Origin of the sequence: Advenella kashmirensis WT001, assembly GCF_000219915.2 — a bacterium.
GTDB lineage: Bacteria > Pseudomonadota > Gammaproteobacteria > Burkholderiales > Burkholderiaceae_B > Advenella > Advenella kashmirensis.
On the sequence record NC_017964.1, the window covers coordinates 2,241,880 to 2,267,706 of the forward strand.

At 53.7% G+C, this 25,827-nt stretch carries 27 protein-coding genes and 5 pseudogenes; 7 read left to right on the forward strand and 25 right to left on the reverse strand.

The features are described 5' to 3' along the window. Position 1 precedes the first annotated feature (1 nt). The 8 genes and pseudogenes from TKWG_RS10450 to TKWG_RS27505 form a co-directional block, all read right to left on the reverse strand. Positions 2-792, reverse strand: a pseudogene (locus TKWG_RS10450) (MotA/TolQ/ExbB proton channel family protein). 15 nt (positions 793-807) lie between these two features. Beyond that, positions 808-1,665 (reverse strand): energy transducer TonB, encoded by an 858-nt coding sequence (locus tag TKWG_RS10455; RefSeq protein WP_014750807.1) that lies wholly within the window; start codon positions 1,663-1,665, stop codon positions 808-810. A gap of 438 nt (positions 1,666-2,103) precedes the next feature. Next, positions 2,104-2,313, reverse strand: coding sequence for a cold-shock protein (locus TKWG_RS10460; RefSeq protein WP_014750808.1), 210 nt, complete (start codon positions 2,311-2,313; stop codon positions 2,104-2,106). 289 nt (positions 2,314-2,602) lie between these two features. Continuing rightward, complete coding sequence (locus tag TKWG_RS27065; RefSeq protein WP_407636921.1) at positions 2,603-2,980, reverse strand: hypothetical protein; 378 nt, start codon at positions 2,978-2,980, stop codon at positions 2,603-2,605. Further along, a pseudogene (locus TKWG_RS27070) lies at positions 2,978-3,543 on the reverse strand (AAA family ATPase); the annotation flags it as partial. The gene TKWG_RS27065 and the pseudogene TKWG_RS27070, both read right to left, overlap by 3 nt. A gap of 116 nt (positions 3,544-3,659) precedes the next feature. Continuing rightward, complete coding sequence (locus tag TKWG_RS27075; RefSeq protein WP_407636838.1) at positions 3,660-4,193, reverse strand: hypothetical protein; 534 nt, start codon at positions 4,191-4,193, stop codon at positions 3,660-3,662. Next, positions 4,187-4,675, reverse strand: a pseudogene (locus TKWG_RS27500) (AAA family ATPase); the annotation flags it as partial. The gene TKWG_RS27075 and the pseudogene TKWG_RS27500, both read right to left, overlap by 7 nt. Before the next feature lie 99 nt (positions 4,676-4,774). Then, positions 4,775-5,218 (reverse strand): annotated as a pseudogene (locus TKWG_RS27505) (Clp protease N-terminal domain-containing protein); the annotation flags it as partial. Positions 5,219-5,380: 162 nt separating this feature from the next. Here TKWG_RS27505 and TKWG_RS10470 point away from each other — a divergent pair. The 3 genes from TKWG_RS10470 to TKWG_RS10480 all read left to right on the forward strand — a co-directional run bounded on the left by TKWG_RS10470 (position 5,381) and on the right by TKWG_RS10480 (position 7,860). Beyond that, positions 5,381-6,025 (forward strand): PIN domain-containing protein, encoded by a 645-nt coding sequence (locus TKWG_RS10470; protein ID WP_014750809.1) that lies wholly within the window; start codon positions 5,381-5,383, stop codon positions 6,023-6,025. Between the two features lie 40 nt (positions 6,026-6,065). After that, positions 6,066-6,851 (forward strand): NRDE family protein, encoded by a 786-nt coding sequence (locus tag TKWG_RS10475; protein WP_014750810.1) that lies wholly within the window; start codon positions 6,066-6,068, stop codon positions 6,849-6,851. A 73-nt stretch (positions 6,852-6,924) separates the two neighbouring features. Next, the gene (locus tag TKWG_RS10480) at positions 6,925-7,860 is read left to right on the forward strand and encodes a LysR family transcriptional regulator (protein ID WP_014750811.1); all 936 of its coding nucleotides are present in this window, start codon (positions 6,925-6,927) and stop codon (positions 7,858-7,860) included. Positions 7,861-7,890: 30 nt separating this feature from the next. On the opposite strand, the gene TKWG_RS24850 is transcribed toward TKWG_RS10480, so the two are convergent. The 5 genes from TKWG_RS24850 to TKWG_RS10500 all read right to left on the reverse strand — a co-directional run bounded on the left by TKWG_RS24850 (position 7,891) and on the right by TKWG_RS10500 (position 11,036). After that, entirely contained in the window at positions 7,891-8,061 is a 171-nt protein-coding gene (locus tag TKWG_RS24850) for a type 2 periplasmic-binding domain-containing protein (protein WP_407636840.1), read from the reverse strand. Further along, positions 8,058-8,696, reverse strand: coding sequence for a transporter substrate-binding domain-containing protein (locus tag TKWG_RS10485; protein ID WP_014750813.1), 639 nt, complete (start codon positions 8,694-8,696; stop codon positions 8,058-8,060). Before TKWG_RS10485 ends, TKWG_RS24850 begins: the two co-directional genes overlap by 4 nt. A gap of 116 nt (positions 8,697-8,812) precedes the next feature. Then, positions 8,813-9,661: an amino acid ABC transporter ATP-binding protein gene (locus tag TKWG_RS10490; protein ID WP_014750814.1), complete on the reverse strand. Its 849-nt coding sequence runs from the start codon at positions 9,659-9,661 to the stop codon at positions 8,813-8,815. Positions 9,662-9,688: 27 nt separating this feature from the next. After that, entirely contained in the window at positions 9,689-10,336 is a 648-nt protein-coding gene (locus TKWG_RS10495; protein ID WP_014750815.1) for an amino acid ABC transporter permease, read from the reverse strand. Between the two features lie 16 nt (positions 10,337-10,352). Next, positions 10,353-11,036, reverse strand: coding sequence for an amino acid ABC transporter permease (locus TKWG_RS10500; protein WP_014750816.1), 684 nt, complete (start codon positions 11,034-11,036; stop codon positions 10,353-10,355). 163 nt (positions 11,037-11,199) lie between these two features. On the opposite strand from TKWG_RS10500, the gene TKWG_RS21485 reads away from it, so the two are divergent. Together TKWG_RS21485 and TKWG_RS10510 are read left to right on the forward strand one after the other, a co-directional pair. Continuing rightward, positions 11,200-12,087 (forward strand): FadR/GntR family transcriptional regulator, encoded by an 888-nt coding sequence (locus TKWG_RS21485; protein ID WP_050981588.1) that lies wholly within the window; start codon positions 11,200-11,202, stop codon positions 12,085-12,087. Between the two features lie 41 nt (positions 12,088-12,128). After that, a complete protein-coding gene (locus TKWG_RS10510) occupies positions 12,129-13,646 on the forward strand; it encodes a UxaA family hydrolase (protein WP_014750818.1) in 1,518 nt (505 codons plus the stop codon). Positions 13,647-13,904: 258 nt separating this feature from the next. On the opposite strand, the gene TKWG_RS10515 is transcribed toward TKWG_RS10510, so the two are convergent. From TKWG_RS10515 to TKWG_RS27090, 9 genes and pseudogenes are all read right to left on the reverse strand, one after another. Further along, entirely contained in the window at positions 13,905-14,297 is a 393-nt protein-coding gene (locus TKWG_RS10515) for a PPC domain-containing DNA-binding protein (RefSeq protein WP_014750819.1), read from the reverse strand. Positions 14,298-14,329: 32 nt separating this feature from the next. Continuing rightward, the gene (locus TKWG_RS10520) at positions 14,330-14,875 is read right to left on the reverse strand and encodes a PPC domain-containing DNA-binding protein (protein WP_171815155.1); all 546 of its coding nucleotides are present in this window, start codon (positions 14,873-14,875) and stop codon (positions 14,330-14,332) included. Next, positions 14,859-16,469: an acyl-CoA synthetase gene (locus TKWG_RS10525; protein WP_014750821.1), complete on the reverse strand. Its 1,611-nt coding sequence runs from the start codon at positions 16,467-16,469 to the stop codon at positions 14,859-14,861. The genes TKWG_RS10520 and TKWG_RS10525 overlap by 17 nt, the downstream gene beginning before the upstream one ends. 29 nt (positions 16,470-16,498) lie before the next feature. Beyond that, on the reverse strand, positions 16,499-17,665 hold the full coding sequence (locus TKWG_RS10530; protein WP_014750822.1) for an acetyl-CoA acetyltransferase: 1,167 nt from the start codon (positions 17,663-17,665) through the stop codon (positions 16,499-16,501). A 47-nt stretch (positions 17,666-17,712) separates the two neighbouring features. Further along, positions 17,713-18,486, reverse strand: coding sequence for an SDR family NAD(P)-dependent oxidoreductase (locus TKWG_RS10535; RefSeq protein WP_014750823.1), 774 nt, complete (start codon positions 18,484-18,486; stop codon positions 17,713-17,715). A 41-nt stretch (positions 18,487-18,527) separates the two neighbouring features. Further along, positions 18,528-20,365 (reverse strand): annotated as a pseudogene (locus tag TKWG_RS27085) (TRAP transporter large permease). 41 nt (positions 20,366-20,406) lie between these two features. Continuing rightward, a complete protein-coding gene (locus TKWG_RS10545) occupies positions 20,407-21,438 on the reverse strand; it encodes a TRAP transporter substrate-binding protein (RefSeq protein WP_014750824.1) in 1,032 nt (343 codons plus the stop codon). A gap of 208 nt (positions 21,439-21,646) precedes the next feature. Beyond that, positions 21,647-22,546: a metallophosphoesterase family protein gene (locus TKWG_RS10550; RefSeq protein ID WP_179944028.1), complete on the reverse strand. Its 900-nt coding sequence runs from the start codon at positions 22,544-22,546 to the stop codon at positions 21,647-21,649. Continuing rightward, entirely contained in the window at positions 22,494-22,796 is a 303-nt protein-coding gene (locus TKWG_RS27090; RefSeq protein ID WP_148274523.1) for a metallophosphoesterase, read from the reverse strand. The genes TKWG_RS10550 and TKWG_RS27090 overlap by 53 nt, the downstream gene beginning before the upstream one ends. Positions 22,797-23,116: 320 nt before the next feature. On the opposite strand from TKWG_RS27090, the gene TKWG_RS10555 reads away from it, so the two are divergent. Both TKWG_RS10555 and TKWG_RS23635 read left to right on the forward strand, forming a co-directional pair. After that, on the forward strand, positions 23,117-23,383 hold the full coding sequence (locus TKWG_RS10555) for a hypothetical protein (protein WP_148274524.1): 267 nt from the start codon (positions 23,117-23,119) through the stop codon (positions 23,381-23,383). Positions 23,384-23,785: 402 nt separating this feature from the next. Continuing rightward, the gene (locus tag TKWG_RS23635) at positions 23,786-23,998 is read left to right on the forward strand and encodes a hypothetical protein (RefSeq protein WP_014750827.1); all 213 of its coding nucleotides are present in this window, start codon (positions 23,786-23,788) and stop codon (positions 23,996-23,998) included. A 7-nt stretch (positions 23,999-24,005) separates the two neighbouring features. Here the strand turns inward: TKWG_RS23635 and TKWG_RS27095 are convergent, their stop codons facing one another. The 3 genes from TKWG_RS27095 to TKWG_RS10570 form a co-directional block, all read right to left on the reverse strand. Next, positions 24,006-24,230 carry a LysR substrate-binding domain-containing protein gene (locus TKWG_RS27095; protein ID WP_407636841.1) on the reverse strand — a complete coding sequence of 75 codons (225 nt, stop codon included), beginning with the start codon at positions 24,228-24,230 and terminating at the stop codon, positions 24,006-24,008. Beyond that, positions 24,155-24,922: a LysR family transcriptional regulator gene (locus TKWG_RS10565; protein ID WP_050981590.1), complete on the reverse strand. Its 768-nt coding sequence runs from the start codon at positions 24,920-24,922 to the stop codon at positions 24,155-24,157. Before TKWG_RS10565 ends, TKWG_RS27095 begins: the two co-directional genes overlap by 76 nt. A gap of 110 nt (positions 24,923-25,032) precedes the next feature. Next, positions 25,033-25,824 (reverse strand): enoyl-CoA hydratase, encoded by a 792-nt coding sequence (locus tag TKWG_RS10570; RefSeq protein WP_041710113.1) that lies wholly within the window; start codon positions 25,822-25,824, stop codon positions 25,033-25,035. Positions 25,825-25,827 lie beyond the last annotated feature (3 nt).

Genomic DNA, 25,827 nt, shown 5'->3' on the forward strand with positions numbered 1-25,827 from the left:
ACTAACGACCGCCGCCGCCACGCAAGCTGCGCACTTTGGGGTTCTGGCTTTCAAACTGCTGGCCGGTGGTCACAAATGCGTACAGATCGTGGGCAAATGCATCCAGACGGGCGAGCATGACACGGTTGCGGCGAACAAAGGCGTTATAGGCCAGCACTGCCGGAATAGCAACCGCCAGGCCAAGGCCGGTCATGATCAATGCCTCGCCGACCGGGCCGGCAATTTTATTGATGGTAACGCCCGCTTCGGCCATGCCGATACCGATCAGGCGTGATAAACACCCCAAACGGTGCCGAACAACCCGACAAATGGTGCAGTCGAACCAATAGAACCCAGAACAGACAGCCCGTTCTCGGCCTGGGCCGTTTCCTCATCAATCACTTTTTTCATACGGCGAGCGACAAACTCCGCATTGGTACCCAGTTCGGCCAGATTGCTCGCGCCATAACGGCTGTGATGATCGCGCGCGTGCAGGGCCTGGTCGGCAAGACGCGAAAACGGATCGCGTGCGCCGAATTTATGCAAATCCTGGTCCACCTGCTCCAGAGATTGCGAGCTCCAGAAACGCTGCAGAAACCGATTTCCCTTGCGGGTGCCGCTGATATTCATTAGTACCTTGACCACAATCAGGTACCAGGTAACCAGCGCCATCAAAACAAGAATGCCGAAAAGTGATTTGCCGACAATATCGCTCTGCATTAAAAAATCCATAATGCCGGGGTTCTGTGGCGCAGTTTCCGTTGTCGCCTGGGCAAGGGCGACCAATGTGGATGACAGCCAGGGGGTAGTCATGATGAATAAATTCCTTTATTGAAAAACAATAGGTATATCGGCGATGGAGTCCCGGGGGACGCCATTTTCTGAATAGGGTTTGAAACGGGCACGCCGCACCGCTCTCAGAGCCGCATCATTGAGCGAGTCATAAGGCAGTGCCTGGCGCAATGTCGCGCTCTTGACCGTACCGGCAGTTGAGATATGCACCCGGACGATAACGGTTCCCGCTTCGCCACGCATTTTTGCTGCGCGCGGGTAAGTTGGTTTAGGCTTGACCAGATAACTGACCGAAGACACGACCTTGGGGGCCTGATTGGTCTGGCCGCCTGAAGGCTTGGCGCTTGCTCCATTGCTGACGCCCACCGGTTTAAGCGAAATATTGCGATCAATCTTGATATTGGACAGATTGGGTGCAGGCTTGACCGGCGGTTTCGGCTCAGGCTTTGGTTTGGGCTTCGGCTTGGGTTTAGGTTTGGGCTTCGGCTTCGGCTTCGGTTTAGGCTTGGGTTCCGGTTTTGGCTCGGGTTTTGGCTCTATTACAGGCTTGGGTTCTGGCTTAAGCTCGTACACCGGCTCCGGTACAGGCTCTGGAGGCGGAATAATTTCTTCCTGTACCGGTTCCGGTTCAGGCTGGGGTTCTGGTTCTGGTTCTGGCTCCGGTTGCACCTCGGGCTCGGGCGCTGGCGCCAGCTCCTCCCCTTTGGGAGGTGGGCGCACCGGTTCGTCGATAATCGTTACCAAGACCGGCGCATCGGTCGCTTTGACAATGGGCGGCGTCAGATCCAGTGTGCCAAGCCAGGCAGCACCAGACATAATCACCAGCGCTGCAGCCAGGCCGGTGAGACGAAAGCTCAGGGGAATCGCCGCGGGAGAATTTGATCCGTTAAACATGCTCAACATACGTGCCTTGTGCAGGCAATTACAGCAGACAGCGCTGGGCGCGGGGAACCGGGCCTAGCGGAAACACATTAGATAATATGAATGGAACCAATGTTGATCTGCAGGTCAGCCTGTTATTGTAATAATAACTATTCTCATTTTCAATAATTTATTGAATAATGTGCACGAATTCATGCCAAATACGTAACAAGGGTTGTACAGTATGACCGAATCATTCGCTTGCTGTGTCTGCAAAAAGACATTCTTTTTTTCAAGTTGATATACCAGACAGGCGTTGCTTAGTATTCTTTTGTTTTTTTGTATCTTTATGTAAAAACGACGCCATTGAGGAATATTTCGAGCGCAATTTGTTGTCATTCGTCCACACCACATGGGAGCAGACGAAAAAATACCGCCCTTAGGCGGTATTTTCAGCACAGCGCAAATAAATTACTTGGCTGAAACTTCTTTAGCTTGAGGACCTTTAGGGCCTTCAGCAACCACGAAAGTCACTTCCTGGTTTTCTTGCAGTGATTTGTAGCCTGTACCGATGATGTCTGTGTGGTGCACAAACAGATCTTTACCACCTGAGGCGGGCTTGATGAAACCAAAGCCTTTCTCGTTATTAAACCACTTTACAATTCCTGATTCTGTCGACATGTCGATTTCCTGATGTATAAATAAACTGAGATAAAATCCTATCTCTGGGACAAGACTTCAAGGAGACGACACATGCAAACAGTACCGCTGTAACCAGAAGCCTATTTCGTTTAACCGAAGCACGGCTTCCTTTAACTTGAATATCTTATGTGTGACACTATGTCGGTAAAAAGAACCTGTGTCAATGAATATTTAAGCGCTGGCGTCAATACAACTGTCATTAAAATTTAATTTATATAAAAAAAAAGCCCGGGAAACACCCGGGCCTTTACACAACAAGCTAGCAGTTTTAGCCCGCAATATCACTGTTTTCGCGGCTGAACAAGAATACACCGTCTTTTACATCGACCAAGACAGTGTCCCCAGGGCCAAATTCTCCCTCGAGAATTTTTCTGGCCATGCCGTTTTCCACATGTTGCTGAATTGCACGTTTCAACGGTCTTGCCCCAAAAACCGGATCAAAGCCACTTTTGGCCAGCAGAGCCAGTGCCGCATCTGAAATATGCAAATGCATGTCCTGACCCGTTAACCGAGCTGCCAGACGATCCAGTTGAATCCGCGCAATAGAGGAAATCTGCGCGCTGTCCAGTGAGTGAAATACCACCACTTCGTCAATGCGATTCAGAAATTCAGGCCGGAATGCCTGTTTTACGTCTTCCCAGACCACTTCTTTGATCGCCTCATACGACTCCCCGGCCATACTCTGGATATGATGCGAACCCAGGTTCGAGGTCATTACAATAACGGTATTGCGAAAGTCTACCGTGCGCCCCTGCCCGTCGGTCAAACGACCATCGTCGAGCACCTGTAACAGGATATTGAACACATCCGGATGGGCCTTTTCCACCTCATCGAGCAGAATGACGCTATAAGGCTTGCGGCGCACCGCTTCGGTCAGGTACCCGCCCTCTTCGTAGCCAACATACCCCGGCGGGGCCCGATCAGGCGAGCCACTGAATGCTTCTCCATGAACTCGCTCATATCGATGCGCACCAAGTGGTCTTCCGAATCGAACAGGAAGCCGGCCAGAGCCTTGGTGAGCTCGGTTTTACCGACACCCGTCGGGCCCAGAAACAGGAAGGATCCATAAGGCCGTGACGGGTCGGACAGACCGGCGCGCGAGCGTCGGATCGCATCGGAAACCAGTGTCACCGCTTCGTCCTGGCCCACCACACGTTTATGCAGGAAATCTTCCATGCCAAGCAATTTTTCACGTTCGCCCTGCATCATTTTGGATACCGGGATACCGGTAGCGCGCGAAACCACTTCCGCAATTTCTTCGGCCCCGACTTCGGTACGCAGCAGACGTGGCTTGGCTTTGCTGGACTCTTCCGATTCAGCAACCTTCAGTCGTCCTTCCAGTTCGGGCAGGCGGCTGTATTGCAGCTCGGCCAGTTGTTCATACTGGCCCTTGCGCTGAAATTCAGCATCTGCGCCCTGACCTTCTCGATTTCTTCCTTGATTGACTGCGCACCCTGCACCGCTGCTTTCTCGGTTTTCCAGATCTCTTCGTAGTCGTTGTACTCGCGCTGCAGCTTTTCCAGCTCGTCCTCGATCGCTTTCAGGCGACGGGCAGAGGCGTCGTCGGACTCTTTACGAACTGCCTCGCGTTCGATTTTCAACTGGATAATCCGACGATCCAGGCGGTCCATGACTTCCGGTTTCGAATCGATTTCCATGCGGATACGCGCTGCAGCCTCATCGATCAGGTCAATCGCCTTGTCCGGCAGAAAACGGTCAGTGATATAGCGATTAGACAGCTCGGCAGCCGCAACAATGGCCGGGTCGGTAATATCGACGCCGTGATGCAACTCATAGCGCTCCTGAAGACCCCGCAATATGGCAATTGTGCTTTCAACGTCTGGTTCGTTAATCAGCACTTTCTGGAAGCGCCGTTCCAGGGCGGCGTCCTTCTCAATGTACTTACGGTATTCGTCAAGTGTCGTGGCGCCAATGCAATGCAGTTCGCCGCGTGACAGCGCTGGCTTGAGCATATTGCCGGCGTCCATCGCCCTTCGGCCTTGCCTGCGCCAACCATCGTATGAATTTCGTCGATGAAGACAATATTGCTGCCATCATCCTGAGCCAGCTCCTTGAGCACAGCCTTGAGACGTTCCTCGAACTCACCGCGATATTTGGCCCCTGCCAGCAACGCAGCCAGGTCCAGCGACAGCACGCGTTTGCCGCGCAGGGTTTCGGGCACTTCATCGTTGATAATACGCTGCGCCAGGCCTTCCACGATGGCCGTTTTACCGACACCAGGCTCACCAATGAGCACCGGATTGTTTTTGGTGCGGCGCTGCAGAATCTGGATGGCCCGACGGATTTCGTCGTCGCGACCAATGACGGGGTCCAGCTTACCCATACGGGCTCGTTCAGTCAGGTCTGTCGTGTATTTTTTCAGCGCCTGGCGATTACTTTCACCTTCCTGGTCTTCAACGGCAGCACCGCCCCGAACAGCCTCAATAGCCGCTTCCAGCGCTTTTTTCTGCAGGCCTGAGTCGCGCAGGATGCGACCAGCCTCACCCTTGTCTTCGGCCAATGCCAGCAAAAATAATTCACTTGCAATAAAAGCATCACCCCGCCGGGCCGCTTCCTTGTCGGTTGCGGTCAACAGTGCATTCAGTTCCCGACTGATCTGCACGTTTCCTTCGGCTCCCTGCACCTGAGGCAGCGATTTGATGGCGCTGTCCAGGGCCGGACCGACACGATTGACCGCGACGCCGGCACGCGCCAGCAGACTGCCGGCACCACTGTCGGTGTCGCCCAGCAAGGCAGACAGAACGTGAACCGGTTCGATGTACTGATTGTCGTTACGGCCGGCAAGACTTTGGGCGTCAGCAAGCGCCTGTTGAAATTTTGTGGTTAATTTGTCAAATCTCATGATTCTTCCCATGTCATTCATTACGGCCAAGCATATATGGCCAGGTTGCTTAATACATAATGGCAACTACCCACATTTCAAGATGTAATACAACACAGTTTTTGACTCAAGACAAAGCTGCCGCCCAAAGAACGGTACCACAGCCGGTACAATCAAATTTTAACTATCCCGATTGACCAGTCAATGAATTCAGGCTTTCCCGACACCGCTGCCGAGTGCGATCCCCTTGTCGCCAGTCACCTGCTGCCCCAGCGTGTCGTGCTGGATACCTGTGTGCTGATGTCCACCATTCTTAAGAACCTGCTGCTGCGTCTGGCGCAATCGGGCATCTTCGAACCTGTCTGGGCCGACTATATCGGCCAGGAATGGCGCCGCAACGCCAGTCGCGTCTGGGCGGTGTCCGATAAAGACATCGCCGTCCAATGGCAGGACATGCAAACGGCCTTTCCCCAGGCTGATATGGGGATTGTCGGTGAATTCGAAACCGGGCTATCCAAAAGCGACCGCAAGGATTGGCACGTCATTGCCGCAGGCCGCGCTGCACTTGCTCTGCACCCTGGCCAATCTGTCTGTATTCTGACCCGAAACCTGCGCGACTTCAACCGCAGCGAACTGCGCCTGCTGGGCCTGTCGTTATTGGACCCCGACCAGTTTCTGGTCAAATGCTATGAATTGAATCCCGATTTGCTGGTGCAACTGCTCGCGCTGATTCCTGACGACGCGGTCAAGATCGGTCGTCCCCGCGAGCCCCTGGAGACGGTCCTGAAGCGCGAGCGCCTGTTTCGCCTGAATAGCCTTATCGCCCAGGACGTCAGCGCGGCTGCCTGATCAAACAGCCCAGACTATTGTTTCATGAAGGACGCTTTCCATGTGCATTATTTATCTATCTATTGCCAAAGATCCCGACTGGCCACTTTATATCGCCGCCAATCGTGACGAATTTCACGCCAGACCGGCGCAGCCCGCCGCGCCGTGGGATGCCAATCCTGATATTTTCTCGGGACTGGATCTGAGTGGCGGGGGCACGTGGCTGGCAATCAACAGAAACGGCCGTTTTGCCATGCTGACCAATTTTCGCGATCCTTCGGGCTTTATCCCGCAAGCCCCCACACGCGGCCTGCTGGTAAGCAATTTTGTAGATGGGATTATGACCGCCGGCGATTACGCGACACAGGTATGGAAAACCGGTGATCAGTACAATGGCTTCAATCTGATCGTGGGTGATGTCAACGAGGTTTTCTACACCGGTAACCGGCAGGATGCACCACCACAAAAGCTGACGCATGGCAGCTATATTCTATCCAACCATTTACTGGACACGCCCTGGCCCAAGGCCGAACGCCTGCGTCGCGGCCTGGACGCGCTCACGCCCGACTGCTGTCCCGATGCCCTGCAACAGGTATTTGCACTGCTTAAAGACACAACCCCTGCGCCGGACGACACTCTGCCCGACACTGGCATTCCGCTGGAGCGCGAGCGGCTGCTGAGCAGCCCCTTTATCATCAGCGAAAATTACGGCACTCGCTGCTCCTCCATTATTGCAGTCGATCGCGCTGGCGAGGCTACTTTCAGTGAACTGACCTACGCACCGGATGCCAGCGAAACAGGACGTCGAGACTGGACCTTCTCCATGCACAATCCCTACCGCTACTGATTGCGCAGTGCGTGACCATTCGAAGGTACAATGAGCAGATTGTTCATTTACCCAGACTCAAGACGCACAAGCCATGGATCGTTTTACCCAACTGGAAAGTTTTGTCGCGGTTGCCACGCTCGGTACCCTGTCGGCTGCCGCCAAGCAGCATGGCATTGCCCCAGCCATGATGGGGCGACGCATTGATGCGCTGGAAGAGCGCCTTGGGGTGAAATTGCTGATTCGTTCTACCCGCAAGCTTACCCTTACGCCTGAAGGCCACGCCTTTGTTGAGGAAGCCCAGCGCATCCTCAAGGATCTGGCGGAAACCGAGAGCCAGATTACCCAGGGCAAGGTAAAAATTGCGGGCCCCTTGCGGCTGACCGCGCCTGCCGGCTTCGGGCGACAGCACGTGGCGCCGCACATTCCGGATTTTTGTCGACTTCATCCCGACATCCGCGTCACACTGGATCTGACCGACAGAATCATCGATATGTTCGAAGAGCAATATGACTGCGCCATCCGCATCGGTGATCTGCCAGACTCACAACTGATCGCATTAAAACTGGCCGAAAACCGACGGGTGGTGGTCGCCTCGCCTGCCTATTTGAAACGACACGGCACACCTAAGACACCGGCGGATCTGGTCAAACACGAATGTCTGTCGTTCGGCCCGCAAGGCAGTCAAAGCAAGGGGTGGCTGTTTCGCGAAAAAGGCAGCACGCGCGCCTTCAAACCTGCCGGCCGGCTGGCATGCTCCGATGGCAGTGTCCTGCACGAATGGGCATTACATGGCTTTGGCCTGTCGTGGCGGTCCTTGTGGGAAGTGCAGGCCGACCTGAATGCCGGTCGCCTGGTCACGGTTCTGGACGATTATGCTACCTCGCCCAACGGGATCTATGCCGTATTGCCAAACCGCAAGCACCTGCCCCAGCGCACGCGCAGCTTTATCGATATGCTCAAGCAACACTACGCTTCAGAGGGCTACTGGGATGCAATACACAGCCCGCCCTCGGCGGCGACACTCTAAAGGAGCGGGCACACACAATGCGCCCGTTTGTTATTTACCTTCAGCCAATACGTCCTGTGGCAAATCGGTCGCGTGATATTTTTTGAAGATGGTATTTAACTGGCCATTTTTCAGATTGTGGCGGATCAGTTCATTGATTTTTTCTTTCAATTCAGGATTGTTGCGGGCGATGCCGATACCCATTTTCGAGGTCGACATCACAACCTTGATATCCAGGGCCTTGGCCGGGTCCTTCTTATTGAGCGCAGCAATAATGGAAGCGCGGTTGAAAAAATATTCGCCTGTCCGCTGGTTATCGCGGTAATGGCGGTCGCATCGTTTTCAAAACGCACAATATTGGTTCCCGGTGGCGCCAGTTTGGTGACATTCTGATCATTGGTGGTGCCCCTAGCTGTGACCACGGTTTTTCCTGCCAGATCCTTCATTTCCTTGATGGGTGCATCCTTGGGCGCTCCTATCACAGACTGGATCACTGCGTAAGGTATTGAGAAATCAATTACCTTTGCGCGCTCTGGCGTGATCGACAAACTCGAAATCACAATGTCGGCCTTGTTGGTGAGCAGAAATGGAATGCGGTTCGCCTGGGTAGTTGGGACAATTTGCAGCGTCACGCCCAGGTCCTTTGCCAACAGATTGGCCGTTTCAACGTCCGAGCCCACTTCCTTCATGGTTTCGCTTTTCATGCCATAAGGGGGCGCACTCAGATCGATGGCAACCCGCAGCACTTTTTGCTGCATGATCTGTTCCAGGGTATTGGCACAGGCGGGGGCCGCTGTGCCCAGCAGTGCCGTGGCTACGGTAATTGCCGCAAGCGCGGGTTTGAGCGAATAAGTCATGATTGTCTCCTGTGTGGAATATTGTTTTCTAACGAATCAACAAAAATAAAGGATGCGTTTTAATAAAAAGTACGTTTAATAAAGGATACGTTCAGCTTCTTTTGCCGCAAGCCGGATTACAGACCGTTATCCAGGAAGTGCTTCAATTCAGGGGTCTGCGGATTGCGCAGCATATCCGGCCCACCCTGTTCATGGATTTTGCCCTGATACATATAAACAATGCGATGTGCGACCTTCATGGCAAATGCCATTTCGTGCGTCACCAGTACCATCGTCATACCTTCACGCGCCAGTTTTTCAATGACACGCAGTACCTCGCCGGTTAGCTGTGGATCCAGTGCAGAGGTCACCTCATCAAACAGCATGAGTTTGGGGCCCATCGCAAGGGAACGGGCAATCGCAACGCGTTGCTGCTGTCCGCCCGAGAGCTGCTCCGGGTACATCTGACTTTTCTCCGACAGGCCAACCTGCGCCAATACGGTTTGCGCGATTTCCTTGGCCTGGCTCTTGCCCATCTTCTTGACCGACGTTAGCGCAAGTGTGATATTGCGCTCGACGGTCAAATGCGGGAACAGGTTGTAGCTCTGGAAAACAATGCCGACATCCTGGCGCAGCATCTTCAGGTCAGACTTGGGGATATCCGCACCAAAGGTATGCCCGCATACCGTCACCGACCCCTTATCGATCTGCTCCAGATGATCCATGCAGCGCAGCGCCGTACTCTTGCCCGATCCGCTCTGGCCGATAATGGCAATAATTTCGCCGGGCTTGACGCTCAGATCGATTCCCTTGAGTACATGGTTGTCACCGAACCACTTATGTACATTGTCCAGACGCACGATATCCCCTGTGATCGCCTTACCGTCGCGCGGCACGGCATGTGTGCCGGCTTGCGCGTTGTCTGGGGGGACGGGCGCGCCGACAGGCAGCTCGGCTACCGGTTGCTGCGAAGGCACTGAATTCATATTGGCTCCTTTGTGTAATTTTGCATTTCAGCCGCGGGATACGTTCAGCTTGCGCTCAAGCTTAAGACTGAGTCGCGACAACGGATAACAAATGATGAAATACAAGACCGCGGCAAGCCCAAAATAAAGAAATGGCTGGAAAGTCGCGTTATTGAGTATTTTCGCGTTATAGGACAGCTCGGCGAAACCGATCACCAAAGAGGCGATCGAGGTATTCTTGACAATCTGCACCATAAATCCCACGGTGGGCGGCACAGCGATGCGCAATGCCTGCGGCAAAATAACCTGGAACATACGCTGAATACGGCTCAAACCCAGGCACTCGGCTGCTTCCCACTGATTTTTCGGCACCGATTCAATACAACCGCGCCAGATCTCACCCAGAAAGGCCGAAGACTGAATGGTTAGCGCCAGTACGGCTGCCGTCAGTGCCGGTACCGACGTAAAGCCCAAAATGGTCGGACCGTAAAAACAGACGCCCATCAACACCAGCAGCGGCGTACCCTGAATAGCCTGAATATAGGTAAAGGCTGCGCCACGGACAAGAGGATTGGCAGACACGCGCATCAGTGCGATCATCAGCCCCACTACGCTGGCAAACAAAAACGTAAGGGCAGACAGCACAAAAGTACCCCAGGCGCCCTGCAAGAGGAAAACCAACTGTTCCTGATTCATATTTCTGCGCTCCGGTTCAAAGCAACGTGCCCAGGCGACGCCTGCGTACAAAAAGTAACTTGGCCAGCATCCAGAAAATAGCCCGGACCATTAGGGACATGGCCAGATAGATCCCCCAGAGAATGATAAAGACTTCGAAATTGCGAAACGTCATCGATTGCACCTGACCCGAAACGCCGAACAAATCTTCGGTCCCCACCGCTGAAAGCACACTGGTAACCAGCATGAGCAAAATGAACTGACTGGTCAGCGCCGGATATACACGCTCCAGAGCCGGAACCAGAATAATATGCCAGTACACCTGCAAGGGAGATAACCCCAGGCACTCGCCTGCTTCCCGCTGGCTGCGCGGCACCGATTCGATCCCGGCCCGCACAATCTCACAGGTATAGGCTGTAATATTGATGACAAGTGCAAGAATGGCGCCGACTAGAATCGGCATAGTCAGCCCGACGCTGGACATGCCGAAAATCAGAAAGTAGCTTTGAATAATCAGCGGTGTATTGCGAATAATCTCGACATAGGCACCAACCGTTTTGCTAAGCCATGTAATGGAAGAACTGCGAGCGATCGCGCACATGACGCCAAGAATAAACCCGGCCAGCGTGGACCAGAACGACATGACAACTGTCGTGCGCGCCCCTTCCAGGAAAAACTGCCAGTAGGCAAAGACAGAGTTGAAATCGAACTCATAAGTCATGTCTGACCCGCTTTTGACTGTGATAAAAGTAAGACATCCTACACGCACTAATTGGTAAAACCACTTATAGAAAACCCTATAAAATGCATATTTGCACCATAATTGGTTTGACCACTCGGGGTGAATCCCCTATATTGGATTTAATCTGGTTTCAATTGAAAAAATGACTTCCGACACCCCCTCTTCATCGCGCAAAGTAGCCTCAAGAGCCTATTTGCAAACGGCTGCGCAATTGCGCACGCTTATTGCGAATCTGCATATCACTGCGGGAGCTCGCCTGCCATCCGAAAGAGAGCTCGCCCAGCAGTTGGGCGTGTCGCGGCCAACGCTACGCGAAGCACTAATCGTTCTGGAACTGCAGGATGAAGTCGAAATCCGCATTGGCTCCGGCATTTATGTAAAAAACCGCGCCGTGCGAACAGAATCAGTAGGACAGGTCGATCATGCGGGCGCCAACAAGGCACCTCGTATCGAGCTTCGGCCTGGGGTTCAGGCAACAGCAGACAAAGTTGACAATGGGCAACAAGCCCTGGCAGAAGGTATGCCGGACGACGATTCTGATGGTGCACCTGCTGCCCACGCCGCGCTGAATCTGCACAGCATCGCCGAAGACAGCCCGAAAGAAGTCAACCAGATGCGCTATTTCCTGGAGTCTGCCGTGGCTGCCGAAGCGGCTCGCTTCATGGCGCCCGGCCTGCGCAAAAAACTCAGGCAAAGCCTGACCGATATGCAGAAGGCCATGGCGCAAAACGATGTATCCACCAATGCCCGTATGGCCGATGCAGACAGACTTTTTCATTTGACACTGGCACAAAGCACAGACAATCAACTTGTCATGCAGACCATTACCGGCCTGTTCGATCAGCGTTATCGACCAATTGCCCGCACTATGCACCGGCATTTTGACGATCAGCAGGCCTGGCTGGCGGCCATGCAGGAACATGAGCAGATCTGCCAGGCCATTGAAGATCGCGATCCGTTGCAGGCACAAGCCGCCATGCAACGCCATTTGACCCGCGCCCATCAACGCCTGATGGCCATCATCGGCTAATACACCACCCATTATTTCAAAGTGAGATCCAGAGGAACCCAATGAAGAAGACGATACGACTGCATGCCAATGATAATGTCATTATTGCAACTGAACAGCTGATGCAGGGCAATACCGAGGATGGGATCGCCGTCCTTGGGCTGGTTCCTGCCGGGCATAAGATCGCCACCGTGGATATCGCAAAAGACAGCCCGGTGCGTCGCTACAATCAAATTATCGGCAAGGCGACCCGCGACATTCGCGCCGGCCAGCATATTCATACGCACAATATGACCATGATGGATTTCGAACGTGATTATGACTTCGGCTCCCATACAAAGGATGTGCCAGTCAACGAAAATACTGACCAGTTCATGGGTTATATCAGGCCAGACGGACGGGTTGCAACTCGCAACTTCATCGGCATTCTCACCTCCGTCAACTGTTCGGCGACGGCTGCCAAAGCGATTGCCGATCATTTTCGTCGCGATATCAATCCTGCAGCGCTGGCAGACTTTCCCAACGTGGACGGCGTAGTTGCCCTGCCCCATGCCACCGGCTGTGGACACGCAGCCGAGGGCCTGTTTGTGGAAACGCTCAGGCGCACCCTGGTCGGCTACGCAAAACATCCCAATTTTCATTCGGTGCTGATGGTTGGCCTGGGCTGTGAGTCCAATCAGATCTCGGCCATTCTTGCGTCCGGCAACATGAAAGAAAGCGTTAACCTGCAAACCTTTACCATTCAGGATACTGGCGGCACCGCGAAAACCGTGGCCAAAGGCATCGCGGTGGTCAAGTCCATGCTGCCTGCCGCCAACCAAGTCCAGCGTGAGCCGGTATCTGCATCGCATCTTACGGTGGGCCTGCAATGCGGCGGTTCTGACGGTTATTCCGGCATTACCGCAAATCCGGCGCTGGGTGCAGCAGTTGATCGCCTGGTACGCGCCGGTGGCACTGCCATTCTTTCGGAAACGCCCGAAATTTATGGCGCAGAGCATTTGCTGACCCAGCGCGCCGTCAGCCGCGAAGTGGGAGAAAAGCTGGTTGCTCGCATCAAGTGGTGGGAAGATTATTGCGAACGCAATTTTGCCGAAATGAATAACAATCCGTCAGCCGGCAACAAGGCTGGTGGGCTGACGACCATTCTGGAAAAATCGCTGGGCGCGGTGGCCAAAGCCGGCACGACCAACCTTAATGACGTTTACGAATATGCGCAGCCAGTCACGGCAAAAGGCATGGTATTCATGGACTCACCAGGTTTTGATCCGGTATCGGCTACCGGCCAGGTCGCTTCGGGCGCCAATTTGATCTGTTTTACAACCGGTCGCGGCTCGGCTTACGGCTGTACCCCCTCACCTTCGCTCAAGCTGAGTACTAACAACGCCTTGTGGCAGCGCCAGGAAGAAGATATCGATATCAACTGTGGCACGATCATCAGCGGTGAAGAAACGGTAGACAGCCTGGGGGAAAAAATCTATCGCATGATGCTGGATGCGGCCTCAGGCAAAAAAACCAAGAGCGAACTGCATGGGTATGGACAGAACGAGTTTGCGCCTTGGCCGTTGGGTGTAACAATGTAGGCCAAGCCATAAAGATCTCCGTAATATCGACCTCGGCAATAAAGAAATACGAACAGCCTGAAAATGGCGGCAGATTCAGTCCCTGCCGTCAATTTTTCCCGCAATCGCTGGACATGACCGCCGTATATGCCATTGCAAGGGCATTATTGGCAGATGGTAGCGCAACAAGCAGGACTTTTTTTCAAAAACCGGCAGTCCAAGGCGCCTGCAGTCATGCAATCTTAAACGCTGCAGGACGACCCCATCAAGCCACCCGATTTAATCCAGCCATTCCTGCACCATGACTTCTATCGTGATACACACGGGCGAGCCTCCTTTGATGAATCTGCCAGCAAACACTTCACCCGCATTATTGGCCACAATGCCATAGAGCTCCACTTCGGTTTTCCCTAAGCGATCACGGCGCACGTGTCCGTTCATGCTAAGGATTTCCACCGCGAACCCCTCAACATTGATAGTGCGCGGAACACCTTCATCAGTCATGATCTCCAGGCTGGATTTGAACAGACTGCCAAGTCCGCCTTTGATGACGCCCTGAGCAATTTCATGCTCGCAGCAGATATCTTCCATGCCGGTGATAAGATCATCATTGCAGAAAAACCGGGCATTAACTACACGGCCCACCCGGCAATGCCTGATACTGGATTCCATACCTCTGTTCCTTTGCTGTTCAAGGCTAAACTTCAACGTTCGTGCGCAGCGGAGACTGCGGCGCGATCGGCAGTACCATCATTTTGCTCTGCCAGTTGCGGATGAAATACATACATACCAGAGGTAGAATCCAGTCTGGCGGCAAATTCGACCTCGCTTGTCGTCGTCACGTATATGCGTATCCCTGTCTGCCCCACGATGCATTGCTGTGTATCCAGATGGCCGCCCTGCGTCTGGCCATTGCCGGTCACCAGGCAACCGTGGCAGTGCAACAGGGGCTTGCCGTCCCTATCCTTTCCATATATTCCCATTGCCGAGATCAGCGTCGCATTGCCGGTGTGGTTAGGCGCGCCATATTGAGCAATGCGCTTGCCGGCCGGATCAGGATAACCGGTATAAAAAACGGCCGAACGAAGATGCCCACCCATTACATCCAGGTGCGCGCTTTGAATGTCGTGCTGGACAAAGGCGCTTGACACCCATTCCCAGATCGATACGTCTTCGGGTACATCAAGCACCCAGTTGCTTTGGCCCTGTCCGGCCAGCGACAGCACTCTTGAGCTAAGCCGTTGCATCATCCTGCACCATCCGTCGCAAGTCTTTTTTGACGATTTTCCCATAGCCCGATTTCGGCATGGAATCCCAGAAGTAATATCTGGCCGGATACTTGTATCGTGCCACTTTGCCATTCAGATGGCGGTTCAACGCTACCTCGTCCGTTCTGCAGCCGCTCTTGCACACCACCACAGCAACGCCGGCCTCACCCCATTTTTGATCAGGCACACCAAACACGGCCACCTCGGAAACGGCGCTATGCGTTAGCAACGCCTCTTCAATTTCTCTCGGATACACATTGGAACCACCGGAAATATACATATCGGACTGACGCCCGGTAATGTACAGAAAGCCCTGCTCATCCAGATGGCCCAGATCACCGGTATGAAACCACCCATAACGAAATGCTTTTTCATTGGCTGCAGCGTTATTGTCATAACCCATACATACCGCGGGGCCGCGCACACAAATTTCACCTGTGATGCCGATGTTGCAGCGCCTGCCGTCCTCATCCAGGATAGCTATCTCCATGCCCGTTCTGGCATAACCGCAGGTACCGATCCTGGCGTCAGCGGCGCTATCATCCGGCTGGTGCATGTGCGCCGGCAGCACCGTGATATTGCCGGTCACTTCGCCCAGCCCGTAATATTGCACCAGCACCTTGCCCAATTTGCGCAATGCGTATTTCTGGTCTTCGCGGTACATGGGCGCTCCGGCATAAATCACGTATTTCAATGACGAATGATCAAACTGGTCCACTGCAGGGTCTTCCGTCAGGCGCTTGACAATCGTTGGCACCGTAAACATGTTATCTACGCGATACTGCTGAACCAACTGCCATGCCTCTACGCAATCGAGCCGTGCCGAACACGGCAATATACTGGCAGCCCCACGGGCTGTATTGGCAATAGCATGAATTCCGGCACCGTGCGACAGCGGTGCAACCACGAGCGAGCGCGAATACTGGTCAATGCCGGGCAGCAGATCAGCCAGATGATTGGTAATCACAAACGCCATTTGTCCGTGCGAGAGCACGCCTGCTTTGGGAAATCCGGTGGTGCCGGAGGTAAAGAAAAACCAGAGGGGATCTTCATAATCCACATCGACCGCATCGAAGCGACCTTCGCCTCTGTGCTGTGCCACCAACCCATCGTAACTGTGCTCATCCTGTTGCGGTTCGCCTATGGCGATCACGTGTCTGACAGAGTCAGCAGCATGACAGCAGCTGTTGGCGTGATCTGCATACCCATCGTCATATATAACGACCGACGCCCTGCTCGCAGAAGCAAGATAAGCGATCTCCGATTCTGTGATGCGCACGTTGGTGGGAACCCAGATAGCGCCCAGTTTGAAGGTTGCCCAGCAGCTTTCGAACAACTGCACATTATTGGACGAATGGATCAGAATGCGGTCACCCTTGCTTATGCCAAGCTGTCTTAAGGCATGCGCCAGCGAGTCGACCCGGGCATTCAGTTCACGCCAGCTATAGATGCGATCACCGTGAATAAGACCGGGCAGATCCGCGAAACGCAAGCTAACGTCTGTCAGAAAGTTACCAATATTTTTTACCGGCTTGAGCATGACACCATTCCAGATTGATCCGATACCTGCGCCCATTGCGCGATTGCAGGCATATCACGCGCGCATCAGGCGCGCTCAAGAATACTTACATAATTGGCTACTGCAGAACCGCCCATATTAAAGACACCGGCTCGATCGGCTACAGGCAGTTGCATATCGCCGGCCTGCCCGCTCAGTTGCATGGCAGCCATAACGTGCATGGATACGCCCGTCGCGCCGATGGGATGCCCTTTGGACTTGAGCCCCCCTGACGGGTTCACGGGCAAGCGCCCATCGCGGGCGCTAATGCCGTCCAGAATGACACGGGCGCCATCGCCCGGGCGCGCCAGCCCCATGGCCTCATACTCAATCAGTTCGGCAATAGTAAAACAGTCATGGGTTTCCACAAATGACAGTTCATTCAGGCTCAGACTACTGTCGGCCAGCGCCTGTTGCCAGGCACGCGTTGCGCCTTCGAAAGCAATAGGGTCACGGCGGCTCATGGGCAGATAATCATTGACCTGCGACGTTGCAAGAAAGCGGACGTGATTGTTGCCATTACGAACATCCTCATCCCGGCAGATAATAATGGCCGCCGCGCCATCCGATACCAGCGAACAATCGGTGCGCTTAAGGGGGCCGGCCACGAAGGGATTTTTTTCAGACTCGGTGCGGCAGAATTCGAAGCCGAAATCTTTTTGCATATGCGCGTACGGATTGGACAGACCGTTATGGTGGTTCTTGGCAGCGATCATCGCCAGCGCGTCAGACTGATCTCCATAGCGATCGAAATAGGTTTTGGCAATGACGTTGCCAAACAGCCCGGCAAAGCCACCGGCGACCGCCGCCTCTTCCCGGGCATAAGAACATTTGAGAAGAACCTCACCGATTTGCGGTGTTGATAGCTCCGACATTTTCTCAAAGCCAAGCACCAACGCATAGCGGCTGCGTCCACTGGCAACGGCGTTGAGCGCGGAATGCAGCGCCGCCGATCCCGTGGCGCAGGCATTTTCCAGCCGTACTGCCGGAATGAATCGCAGTGCCGGAATAGCGTTGAACAGCAGCGAGGACGGAAAATCCTGATATAGAAATCCACCGTTGTAGTGGCCAACGTGCAGCGAATCTATATCACTATGCTCCAGACCAGCATGGGCAATCGCCTGCAGTGCCACGTCGCCTATCATCTGTTCAGGATCGACGCCATCCATTTTCCCGAATTTCGAATGGGCCCAGCCCGTCATTGACACATGCATTGCGATCGACTCCCTTAAGTTGAAACCATGAAAATGGACACAAGCAGTCAATGTCCAGTAATACCTGCCGCCAGAAAACCGCCATCCACCGGGATTACATGACCGTTAATATAAGAGGCGGCCTCGGAAGCAAGAAACAGGCAGACCTGGGCAATTTCCTGCGGTGTACCGTAACGTCCCATGGGTATTGAGCCAATGAACTCGTCCCGGGTAGCCTGCGTATGCAACTGCTGGGTAAGCGGTGTATCTACCGGTCCGGGCGCAATCCCGTTGGTCGTGATGCCGAATTCGGCCAGCTCCAGGGCCATCTGCCGCGTCAGCCCAAAAACAGCAGCCTTCGATGTGCCATAGGCCGCCCTGCCCCAGCTTGCCCGTTCGCCGCTCACAGATGCAATATTAACGATACGCCCGGATTGTCTTTTTTGCATCAGACGCCCTGCATGCTGTGACATGAGAAACGGCCCGGTTACATTCACCTGCATGACTTTATCCCAATGGTCCTTCGGATAATCCAGATAGGCTACGGTTTTGGCAATGCCGGCATTATTCACCAGAACATCGCAGCGACCATAATCACGTTCGACAGTGGCGAAAAACTGCGCAATGCTGTCGGCGTCCGCCACATCCAGCCTGTGATAGCGAGCACGCAGTGATCGCCCGTTAAGCGAGGCTTCCAACGCCTGTGAGTCCGCCTCGTTGACGTCGGCGATCATGGTCTGGTAGCCGGCATGCGCAAAAGCCTCCACAATTGCCCGGCCGATACCATTGCCGCCACCGGTAATTACCGCCACGCGCACATCACTTGCAGAACTTTCGCTCATACTGCACCACCTATACGGAGTAAAACATCAGAACGTATATATCAAAGGAACCCGATAGAAAACCACGGCACGAACGCAATCACAAAGGTCGTTACCAGCAGCACGGCCAAATAAAGCCACATCTTCGGAATAACCTTGTCCGGATTGACCTTGCTGATCGCACTGGCCGAATAAAAGCCCACACCCAATGGCGGAGCAAACAGCCCGATGCCCATCGCAAGGATGATCACAATCGCGTAATGCACCTCATGAATATGCATGGCTTGTGCCGCCGGAAAAATCAACGGACCGAACAGCACAATGGCGGGAATCCCTTCCAGGATGCTGCCCAGCAAAACGAAAAGCACAATACTCACCGTCATGAAGCCGAACACTCCGCCAGGAATATGCGTCATGAACTCAACCAGCGTGGTGGAAAATCCTGATTGAGTCAACGCCCAGGCCATTGCAGTGGCAACGCCAATAATCAGCAGAATCGCGCCCGAGAGCGAGGTTGCCTCGATCAGCATGGGATAAATTCGTGATTTTTCCACGCCGCCGGTAGCCAGTTGCACGATGATTGCATAAATAATGACATACACAATACCAATGGAGGCCACCTCTGTCGCCGTGGCAACGCCTTCGACCACGCACACCCGAATAATGATCGGCAGGATCAGCACCGGCAGCGCCCAAACAAAAGTGCGGCCAATTTCGGCTGCTTGGCGCGTTCACGTGTATCCTGTGCGTTCTTGCGGGACTTCAGATAGCACACAAAGGCAATGGCCAGGGTGCACACCAGGGCCGGCACCAGCCCGCCAATAAAAAGCGCACTGATTGATACGCCACATACGGCGCCAATCGTAATCAGCACCAGGCTGGGCGGAATGGTTTCGGTCATCGCACCGGTAGCCGATAGCAGCGCTGCCAGGTCGTTCTCGTCGGCGCCCTTGCGTTTCATCTCCGGAAACAGTGCCGGGGCCACCGCCGCCATATCTGCCACCTTGGAGCCGGAAATACCGGAGACCAGGAACATGGCGCCCAGCAGGACATAATTGAGTCCGCCCCGAATATGGCCCAGTATAGATGACATAAAATCAATCAGCTTGCGCGCCATGCCACTGATCTGCAGCAAGACGCCCAATACCACGAACAGTGGCACGGCCAGCAACACAAGATGCGAGGCGCCTTCATCAATGCGGGTCACGACAATGGATGCTGGCACTTCCGCAATATTGACAATATAGGCAAGCGTGGCGATACCGAAACAAAAGGCAATAGGCACGCCGCTCATCACACAAGCGCCCAGCACCAGCACAAAGAAAACGATCAGGTTAAGATTACCGATGTCGTACAGAAAATCGGCAAAGTACCAGAGTGCATAGCCCACCACCGCGACCACGGCTGCCGCAGAAATAATGTCCTGCCAGCGCGAATGCGCCAGCAAATGACTCAGGGCAATAAAGGCAAACAGGCACATGCCCACCGGAATGGCCAGTGCCCGATAGCCATCGGGAATATTGAGCGCCGGCGAGGTAACCACCATCTGGCCGCCGGCATGATGAAAGCCGGGTCCGATCAGATACGCGGCAAATAACAGAATAATCACCAGCCCCAGTGTTTCAAACCAGTTCTGAGCCCGCCTGGAGAAACGCGCCACCACTGCAGTCAACCGCATATGCTCGTGCCGGTCCAGCGCCAGCGCGGCGCCAAACATGCACAACCAGATAAAAACAGACTGTGCCAGTTCGTCTGACCAGATAATGGGTTTATGCAGAAAATAGCGAAACACCACGCCGGTAAATAGTAATGCCGACTCGAACACCAGCATCGCGACGGCCAGCAAACCGACCAGCCGCATCACAGCGGTCTTGACGGCGACGACACTTCTGGAAAGCATATGGGTATTGACGCCAGCCGAATGACTGGCAATACTTACATTCAAGACAGCGCTCCGGTAAATTGCTCCAGTTTTGACCATAGCGGATCACCGAAGGATTTTTTCCATTCTTCATAAAAACCGGCATCTTTCAGTTTGCCACGGAAAGCATTGGTGTCTACTTCATTAAAGGCCATACCCTTGCCTTCAAGCGTCTGTTTGACGGTCAGGCTCAATTTGGCCAGATCCTCCCGCTCTTTAAGGCTGGCGTCCATTACATGCTTGCGAATCACTTCCTGGATATCCTTGGGCACCTTGGCCAGATTGTCCCGATTGGCCAGGAACCAGAAACCATCCCACATGTGATTGGTAAGCGAGGCATATTTCTGTACCTCGTACAGCTTGGCTGTCTCTATCAGCGTGATCGGATTTTCCTGGCCATCGGCGATATGCGTCTGCAAGGCCGAATACGTTTCGGCAAAATTGATGGTAGTTGGCGACGCACCCAGGCTTTTGAACATGGATGTCCACAGCGGACTTGGCGGCACACGCAGTTTGACACTGGTCAGGTCGTCAGGCGTCTTGACCGGTTTGGAACTGGTGGTAATGATCCTGAAACCGTTATCCCAGATTTTATCGAAAGCAGTCAGGTTTGAGCCCTTCTCGATTTCCTCGCGCACGGCCGCGCCCAGCTCACCGTCCATGGCCTTCCAGACCTGGTCGTAGTCCTTGAAGCCAAAACCAATACCGGAAATCTGCGTCTTGGAAATAAGCGTACCCATGATAATGGGCGAGAGCGTAAAAAAGTCTACCGCGCCGGCACGGATCTGAGAGAGCGTATCGGTGTCATTACCCAGCTGGCTGCTCGGATACACACGAATATCGACAGCGCCGTCCGTTTCTTTCTTGATGGCATCGACCATTTCCTTGGCGCGGATATTCATCGGATGAGACACCGGCAGGTTATTGGCAAACTTGAGCCGAAAATCGGCCCGGCGCGCCAGAATCACATCTGAATAGCTCAACCCGAAAGCCGATGCCGCTGTGACAGCGGATATCGATTTCAGAAAACTTCTACGTTTTACACCAGCCATTATTCCCTCCTCCAGGACTCAATATGCTTGTTGTCTCAAATTGCTTCTTATCTCTAAATTCTTGTCGTCTCTAAATTCTTGTTATCTTAAATTGCCTGATCTTTCGATCTGGCAAGGCTCACCCGTGAATGATCTCGCTTGCTCAGTCGGTGGGATTGGCCCGCTTGTCTGTTGTGTGATCACATCTCTTATAGCACAGATATTGCATTTATTTCGATGAATTTTCAACAGGGGTATGCCCGAATTGCTCCAGGCAGATAAAAACCTGTTGCGGTTTAGCAGCTGCCTGTCTGCCGAAATTGCCGGTGGCAATCTGTTCCCCCGAATCAAACGTAAGGGTACGCTCGGGCCAGCGCATGGCGGCAAGCCTGGTCTGCCCCTGTGCCAGCAGACCAGAACGTTCCAGAAACCGGGCGCCGGCGCAATAATCCACACAAAACACATTGGCGCGAGCACCGTGCCAGTCGTACGGCGCCACACCAGCAAACAGGTCGCGACCGCGAGATAGCGCGCTAACCGGCTGGTCCTGGGGGTTGCGCCAGTAGTGGCCAATTAGGACCGGCACCGCTTCGGTATAGGTGTCCCACCAGCGCGCACGTTGCACAAAGCGCCACTCTCCTCCGCTAAAGAAAGTCTCGCTATCGGCCGTTTCCACACCTGACGTCAACACCCGAACCGGATTGGCCATTTGTCTGAGCTCGCGCATATAGGCCGTTGCACCCAGAAAAGGAACCGCTTGCGCCTGGTCTGGAATATGCGCCCGCCATTGCTTTTGCTCTGCGACATAATATTGAAACCGGCTATCGCCGCGGATAACATCGTTGGTCTGCCGTTCCCGTTCATCAAAATATTCAACAATGGATGTCATTGTCTGGGAGCTGATCTGATTAAAAGACGGCGTGTGCCAGGCCGCATGCACCACCCGCAACTGGCTGTTGCAGGCAACAATAGGCAGACTGGAGAAAAAATCCAGTACGGATTGCCGCTCGGCCTTGGGAAGAGCGCACATTTGGCCGAATTTCTCGTCACCCTCAACCGTTTCATTCCAGAACCAGCTATTGCCATCCTTGCGCAGCCCTCGCAGGATATTTAGTTCGTGATTGCCCAAAACACAAATGGCATTCCCTGCATTGACATACCCCGCACCAGCCGAACCACGGCAGGCTGTCGGGTCCGCGATCACACAAATCACCAATAAAGACCAGTTTACGCCGGTCTGCGTGGCAGCCAAGGCTGTCATAACCGAGGTGGCCCAACAGCTGCCTGAGCGCTTCATACTCACCGTGAATGTCGCCAATAATATCCAGGGACGCAGATGGCAGTGTCATAATAGGTTGATAGGTATGAAGCAAGGTCATTGTGTTTCTATTGCCTGTGAATGAGTGGGCACGACCAGGATCTACAGCCGAAACCGCAGATACGGATCGCGCCAAGGGACCTGATCTGGGCAAAATACTGGATCGGCCTTACCGGGTTTTGCGCCACGGCTTGCAGATCCCATCGGTCCCGGACAGCCTATTTTACCGATTTCATATCGCTTATCGGCAACATCGGAACAACGCCGGCACTGCCTGCGCTCCGGGTAACATCCCGATACCGGGCGTAACCCATCCGAACTGCGGCGGTTCCCTATCCTGTGTTTAACTAAAAACTCCATCACCATCAACAAGGAAAGTCAATGAAAGCCATCACAACCGGTGCTGTAGTTCTTTCTCTGGCCGCCATCACCGGGTGCGCCATGCATGGTTCAGATGACCGATATCGTCATCATGATCGCTCTACATCCGGGCAGGTTGATTCGCGGTACGACAGAACTGACGGTAATTATGGACCGGGTACAGATAGCCGCCACGACGGCAACTGGAATAGCAGCGACAAAGCGACTCGCGACTGGCACAATCGCGACCGAAATAGCGGCGCATGGAATAACCGTAATAGATCCTGAGCGATAAATCCTGAGCGGTACAGCTAAGCAACGGATCGTCGGTAAAAGGTCATGTGATGTCAGAGACGTGGCCGTAGAGCCAGAGCATTAAATCCCGCGATCTTCACGGCACATCCTGAAATGATCAATGCCATGACTGATCGCCCGCTGATAGCCGCAATGGCATCGAATGTTGGCCCACAGAAGCCCCCAAACGCTCGGTCGCTTCAGCAGGTAACACACTGAAATGCCGTTAACGGTTCAGACATGCCCTCGCCCGCAACTTGGACTTATTATCAAAGCGGTAATAACCTGTGTTCGGGGGTACAAAAATGAAACTGCTTAGCACAACCGCAATCTTTTTATCACTCATTTTGCTATCGGGCTGTATCGTCCACGATCACGGTCGAGGCGGACGGTGGTATGACCGCGACGGCTTTTCAGACCGTCATTCCCACTATGATTACCGAGACCGATGGCATCGAGACCGTGGCTATCGTGGACGAGGCCATCACCGCTGGTAACATGCGGGTCTGGCACGTCATCAAAAACCCGGACAATCACCTGTCCGCAACCGCAGTGCTGCCTATGGTCCGTCAGCCGGGCACAGGCAGTGCTGCATCAATAGTGCAATAATGTACACCTATTCCTTTTGAATACGCGCAGCCACGATCTGGGGATCATTTAACAAGATCTGGGCAAACTCTCTTACCAATTCATTTTTTTCAGAATCCGCTGTTCTGACCAGATAGAGATGACGCACTGCCCAGGAGTCGCTGATGGCCAATGGCACTACACGCCCGATGCGTTCACTTTCGGACACGACGCTGGCTGGCACAATGGCGGCGCCCACGCCTGACTCAACCATATAGATCGTTGAGCTAAAGTTATGTACATGCACCCGGTTTTCATGGGTTTGCCCGTCAGCCTTGCCTGATTGGCCAGAAAGTGAAAGTTGCTGCTGCTACGGTCCATACTAACCAGATCGTAGGCCAACACATCCTCAAAAGAAACAATGTTCACGCCAGCCAGTGGATGATCAGGAGAAACTGCACATACAAGCCGGTCCATCGCATAGAGTTCGCGCTTCAGCCCGGGCAACTGTTCCAGATCAGCGCCCACGCCTATGTCGGCCTCGCCTTCTACGATGGCATGGCTTATCGTCAGGCTTTCTTTCTCTTTCAGATCAATATCAATGCCGGCGTTTGACGTTAGAAATCGTGTCACACTGGGGATGATGAAACTATTGAGCGCGCTGCTATTTGCCAGAAGTCGGATACTGCCGCGCAAATTACTCGCATAATGACTTAACTCCGCATGCATCGTTTCCACTTCTGCCAGCAACTTCTTTGCATGCTTGGTCAATACCTCACCAGCCGAGGTGGGGATCATGCCCTTGGATGTACGCAAAAACAGTGCGCTGCCCACGGTATATTCCAGATTTTTGAGCCGATAACTGGCTGACGATGCAGTCATATGCATGCGTTCCGCGCCGGTAGACAGGTTCTGCGCTTGCACGATAGCCAGAAAAAGACGGAGATCTTTTAATTCGTAGCGCACGAGCGCTCCTTTTCATTTGAAATATGCCAGTTAACATATTGTACTGGCTTACTTCAAACCCCAAAGAGAAACACGATAAGCAGCGGCCCGATGTCGGACCGCGACATCAGTTACGCAGACTTGCTTTTCTGCTTGTCTTTTACAAACTGGCCCATGTATTTTTGTGGTTCGCCGGTCTCAAATGCATCTCCGAACTCACGAACGCTATTTTGTATTGACGTCTGCAACGGTTCGTTTTGCCATTCGCGCAGCAAGCGCTTTTGCTGCGCAAGCACTTGCGGCCCGCATTGAGCCAGGCCAGCAGCTACCTGCATTATGTGCGTGTCCAGGTCTGCAAGCGGAACCGCTGCATCAACCAGGCCCATGTCCAGTGCCTGCCGCCCGTTGACCACTTCACCTGTCAACAGTAACCAGGACGCCCGTGCGCCGCCGATCAGGCGTGGCAGCAGTGCCGCATGGATAATGGACGGGATACCTACTTTTACTTCCGGCATCCCCAGATTGGCGTTGTCCGCGCATATACGCAGGTCACACGCCAGTGCCAATTCCAGGCCACCTCCCAGCGTCCAGCCTGGAATCCGTGCAATAACCGGCACAGGAAGCAGGCGTACCGCCTCACATAGTTGCCGCAACAGATCAATGAATGTGATCGCCTGCCCTTTGTCGAACGTTGCCATTTCCTTGATATCTGCACCGGCGATGAACGCTTTGTCTGCGTCGCCACGCAGAATCAAAACGCGAAGATTTTGATTGTTTTTCAGATCAGAAAACGCATCCAGCAAAGAGGTCACAACCGGAGTTCCCAAAATATTCAGCGTGCCGGCGTTTTTGATGCAAAGCGTGCCGATTCCCTGCTCGTCAATCGCAAAAGAGGCATGTGCGTATTCGGTTGCTGTTGTCATTTC

Coding starts and splice junctions, on each gene's coding strand:
- TKWG_RS10545 (WP_014750824.1), bottom strand. CDS start 21,438: ATGGCTGGTGTAAAACGTAGAAGTTTTCTGAAATCGATATCCGCTGTC.
- TKWG_RS23635 (WP_014750827.1), top strand. CDS start 23,786: ATGACCGCGACGGCTTTTCAGACCGTCATTCCCACTATGATTACCGAG.
- TKWG_RS10495 (WP_014750815.1), bottom strand. CDS start 10,336: ATGAATCAGGAACAGTTGGTTTTCCTCTTGCAGGGCGCCTGGGGTACT.
- TKWG_RS10460 (WP_014750808.1), bottom strand. CDS start 2,313: ATGTCGACAGAATCAGGAATTGTAAAGTGGTTTAATAACGAGAAAGGC.
- TKWG_RS10515 (WP_014750819.1), bottom strand. CDS start 14,297: ATGGAATCCAGTATCAGGCATTGCCGGGTGGGCCGTGTAGTTAATGCC.
- TKWG_RS10455 (WP_014750807.1), bottom strand. CDS start 1,665: ATGTTTAACGGATCAAATTCTCCCGCGGCGATTCCCCTGAGCTTTCGT.
- TKWG_RS10500 (WP_014750816.1), bottom strand. CDS start 11,036: ATGACTTATGAGTTCGATTTCAACTCTGTCTTTGCCTACTGGCAGTTT.
- TKWG_RS10485 (WP_014750813.1), bottom strand. CDS start 8,696: ATGACTTATTCGCTCAAACCCGCGCTTGCGGCAATTACCGTAGCCACG.
- TKWG_RS10555 (WP_148274524.1), top strand. CDS start 23,117: ATGAAAGCCATCACAACCGGTGCTGTAGTTCTTTCTCTGGCCGCCATC.
- TKWG_RS10480 (WP_014750811.1), top strand. CDS start 6,925: ATGGATCGTTTTACCCAACTGGAAAGTTTTGTCGCGGTTGCCACGCTC.
- TKWG_RS10530 (WP_014750822.1), bottom strand. CDS start 17,665: ATGCATGTGTCAATGACGGGCTGGGCCCATTCGAAATTCGGGAAAATG.
- TKWG_RS21485 (WP_050981588.1), top strand. CDS start 11,200: ATGACTTCCGACACCCCCTCTTCATCGCGCAAAGTAGCCTCAAGAGCC.
- TKWG_RS10570 (WP_041710113.1), bottom strand. CDS start 25,824: ATGACAACAGCAACCGAATACGCACATGCCTCTTTTGCGATTGACGAG.
- TKWG_RS10535 (WP_014750823.1), bottom strand. CDS start 18,486: ATGAGCGAAAGTTCTGCAAGTGATGTGCGCGTGGCGGTAATTACCGGT.
- TKWG_RS10520 (WP_171815155.1), bottom strand. CDS start 14,875: ATGATGCAACGGCTTAGCTCAAGAGTGCTGTCGCTGGCCGGACAGGGC.
- TKWG_RS10475 (WP_014750810.1), top strand. CDS start 6,066: ATGTGCATTATTTATCTATCTATTGCCAAAGATCCCGACTGGCCACTT.
- TKWG_RS10470 (WP_014750809.1), top strand. CDS start 5,381: ATGAATTCAGGCTTTCCCGACACCGCTGCCGAGTGCGATCCCCTTGTC.
- TKWG_RS10510 (WP_014750818.1), top strand. CDS start 12,129: ATGAAGAAGACGATACGACTGCATGCCAATGATAATGTCATTATTGCA.
- TKWG_RS10525 (WP_014750821.1), bottom strand. CDS start 16,469: ATGGGCGCAGGTATCGGATCAATCTGGAATGGTGTCATGCTCAAGCCG.
- TKWG_RS27095 (WP_407636841.1), bottom strand. CDS start 24,230: ATGGTTGAGTCAGGCGTGGGCGCCGCCATTGTGCCAGCCAGCGTCGTG.
- TKWG_RS10490 (WP_014750814.1), bottom strand. CDS start 9,661: ATGAATTCAGTGCCTTCGCAGCAACCGGTAGCCGAGCTGCCTGTCGGC.
- TKWG_RS27090 (WP_148274523.1), bottom strand. CDS start 22,796: ATGACCTTGCTTCATACCTATCAACCTATTATGACACTGCCATCTGCG.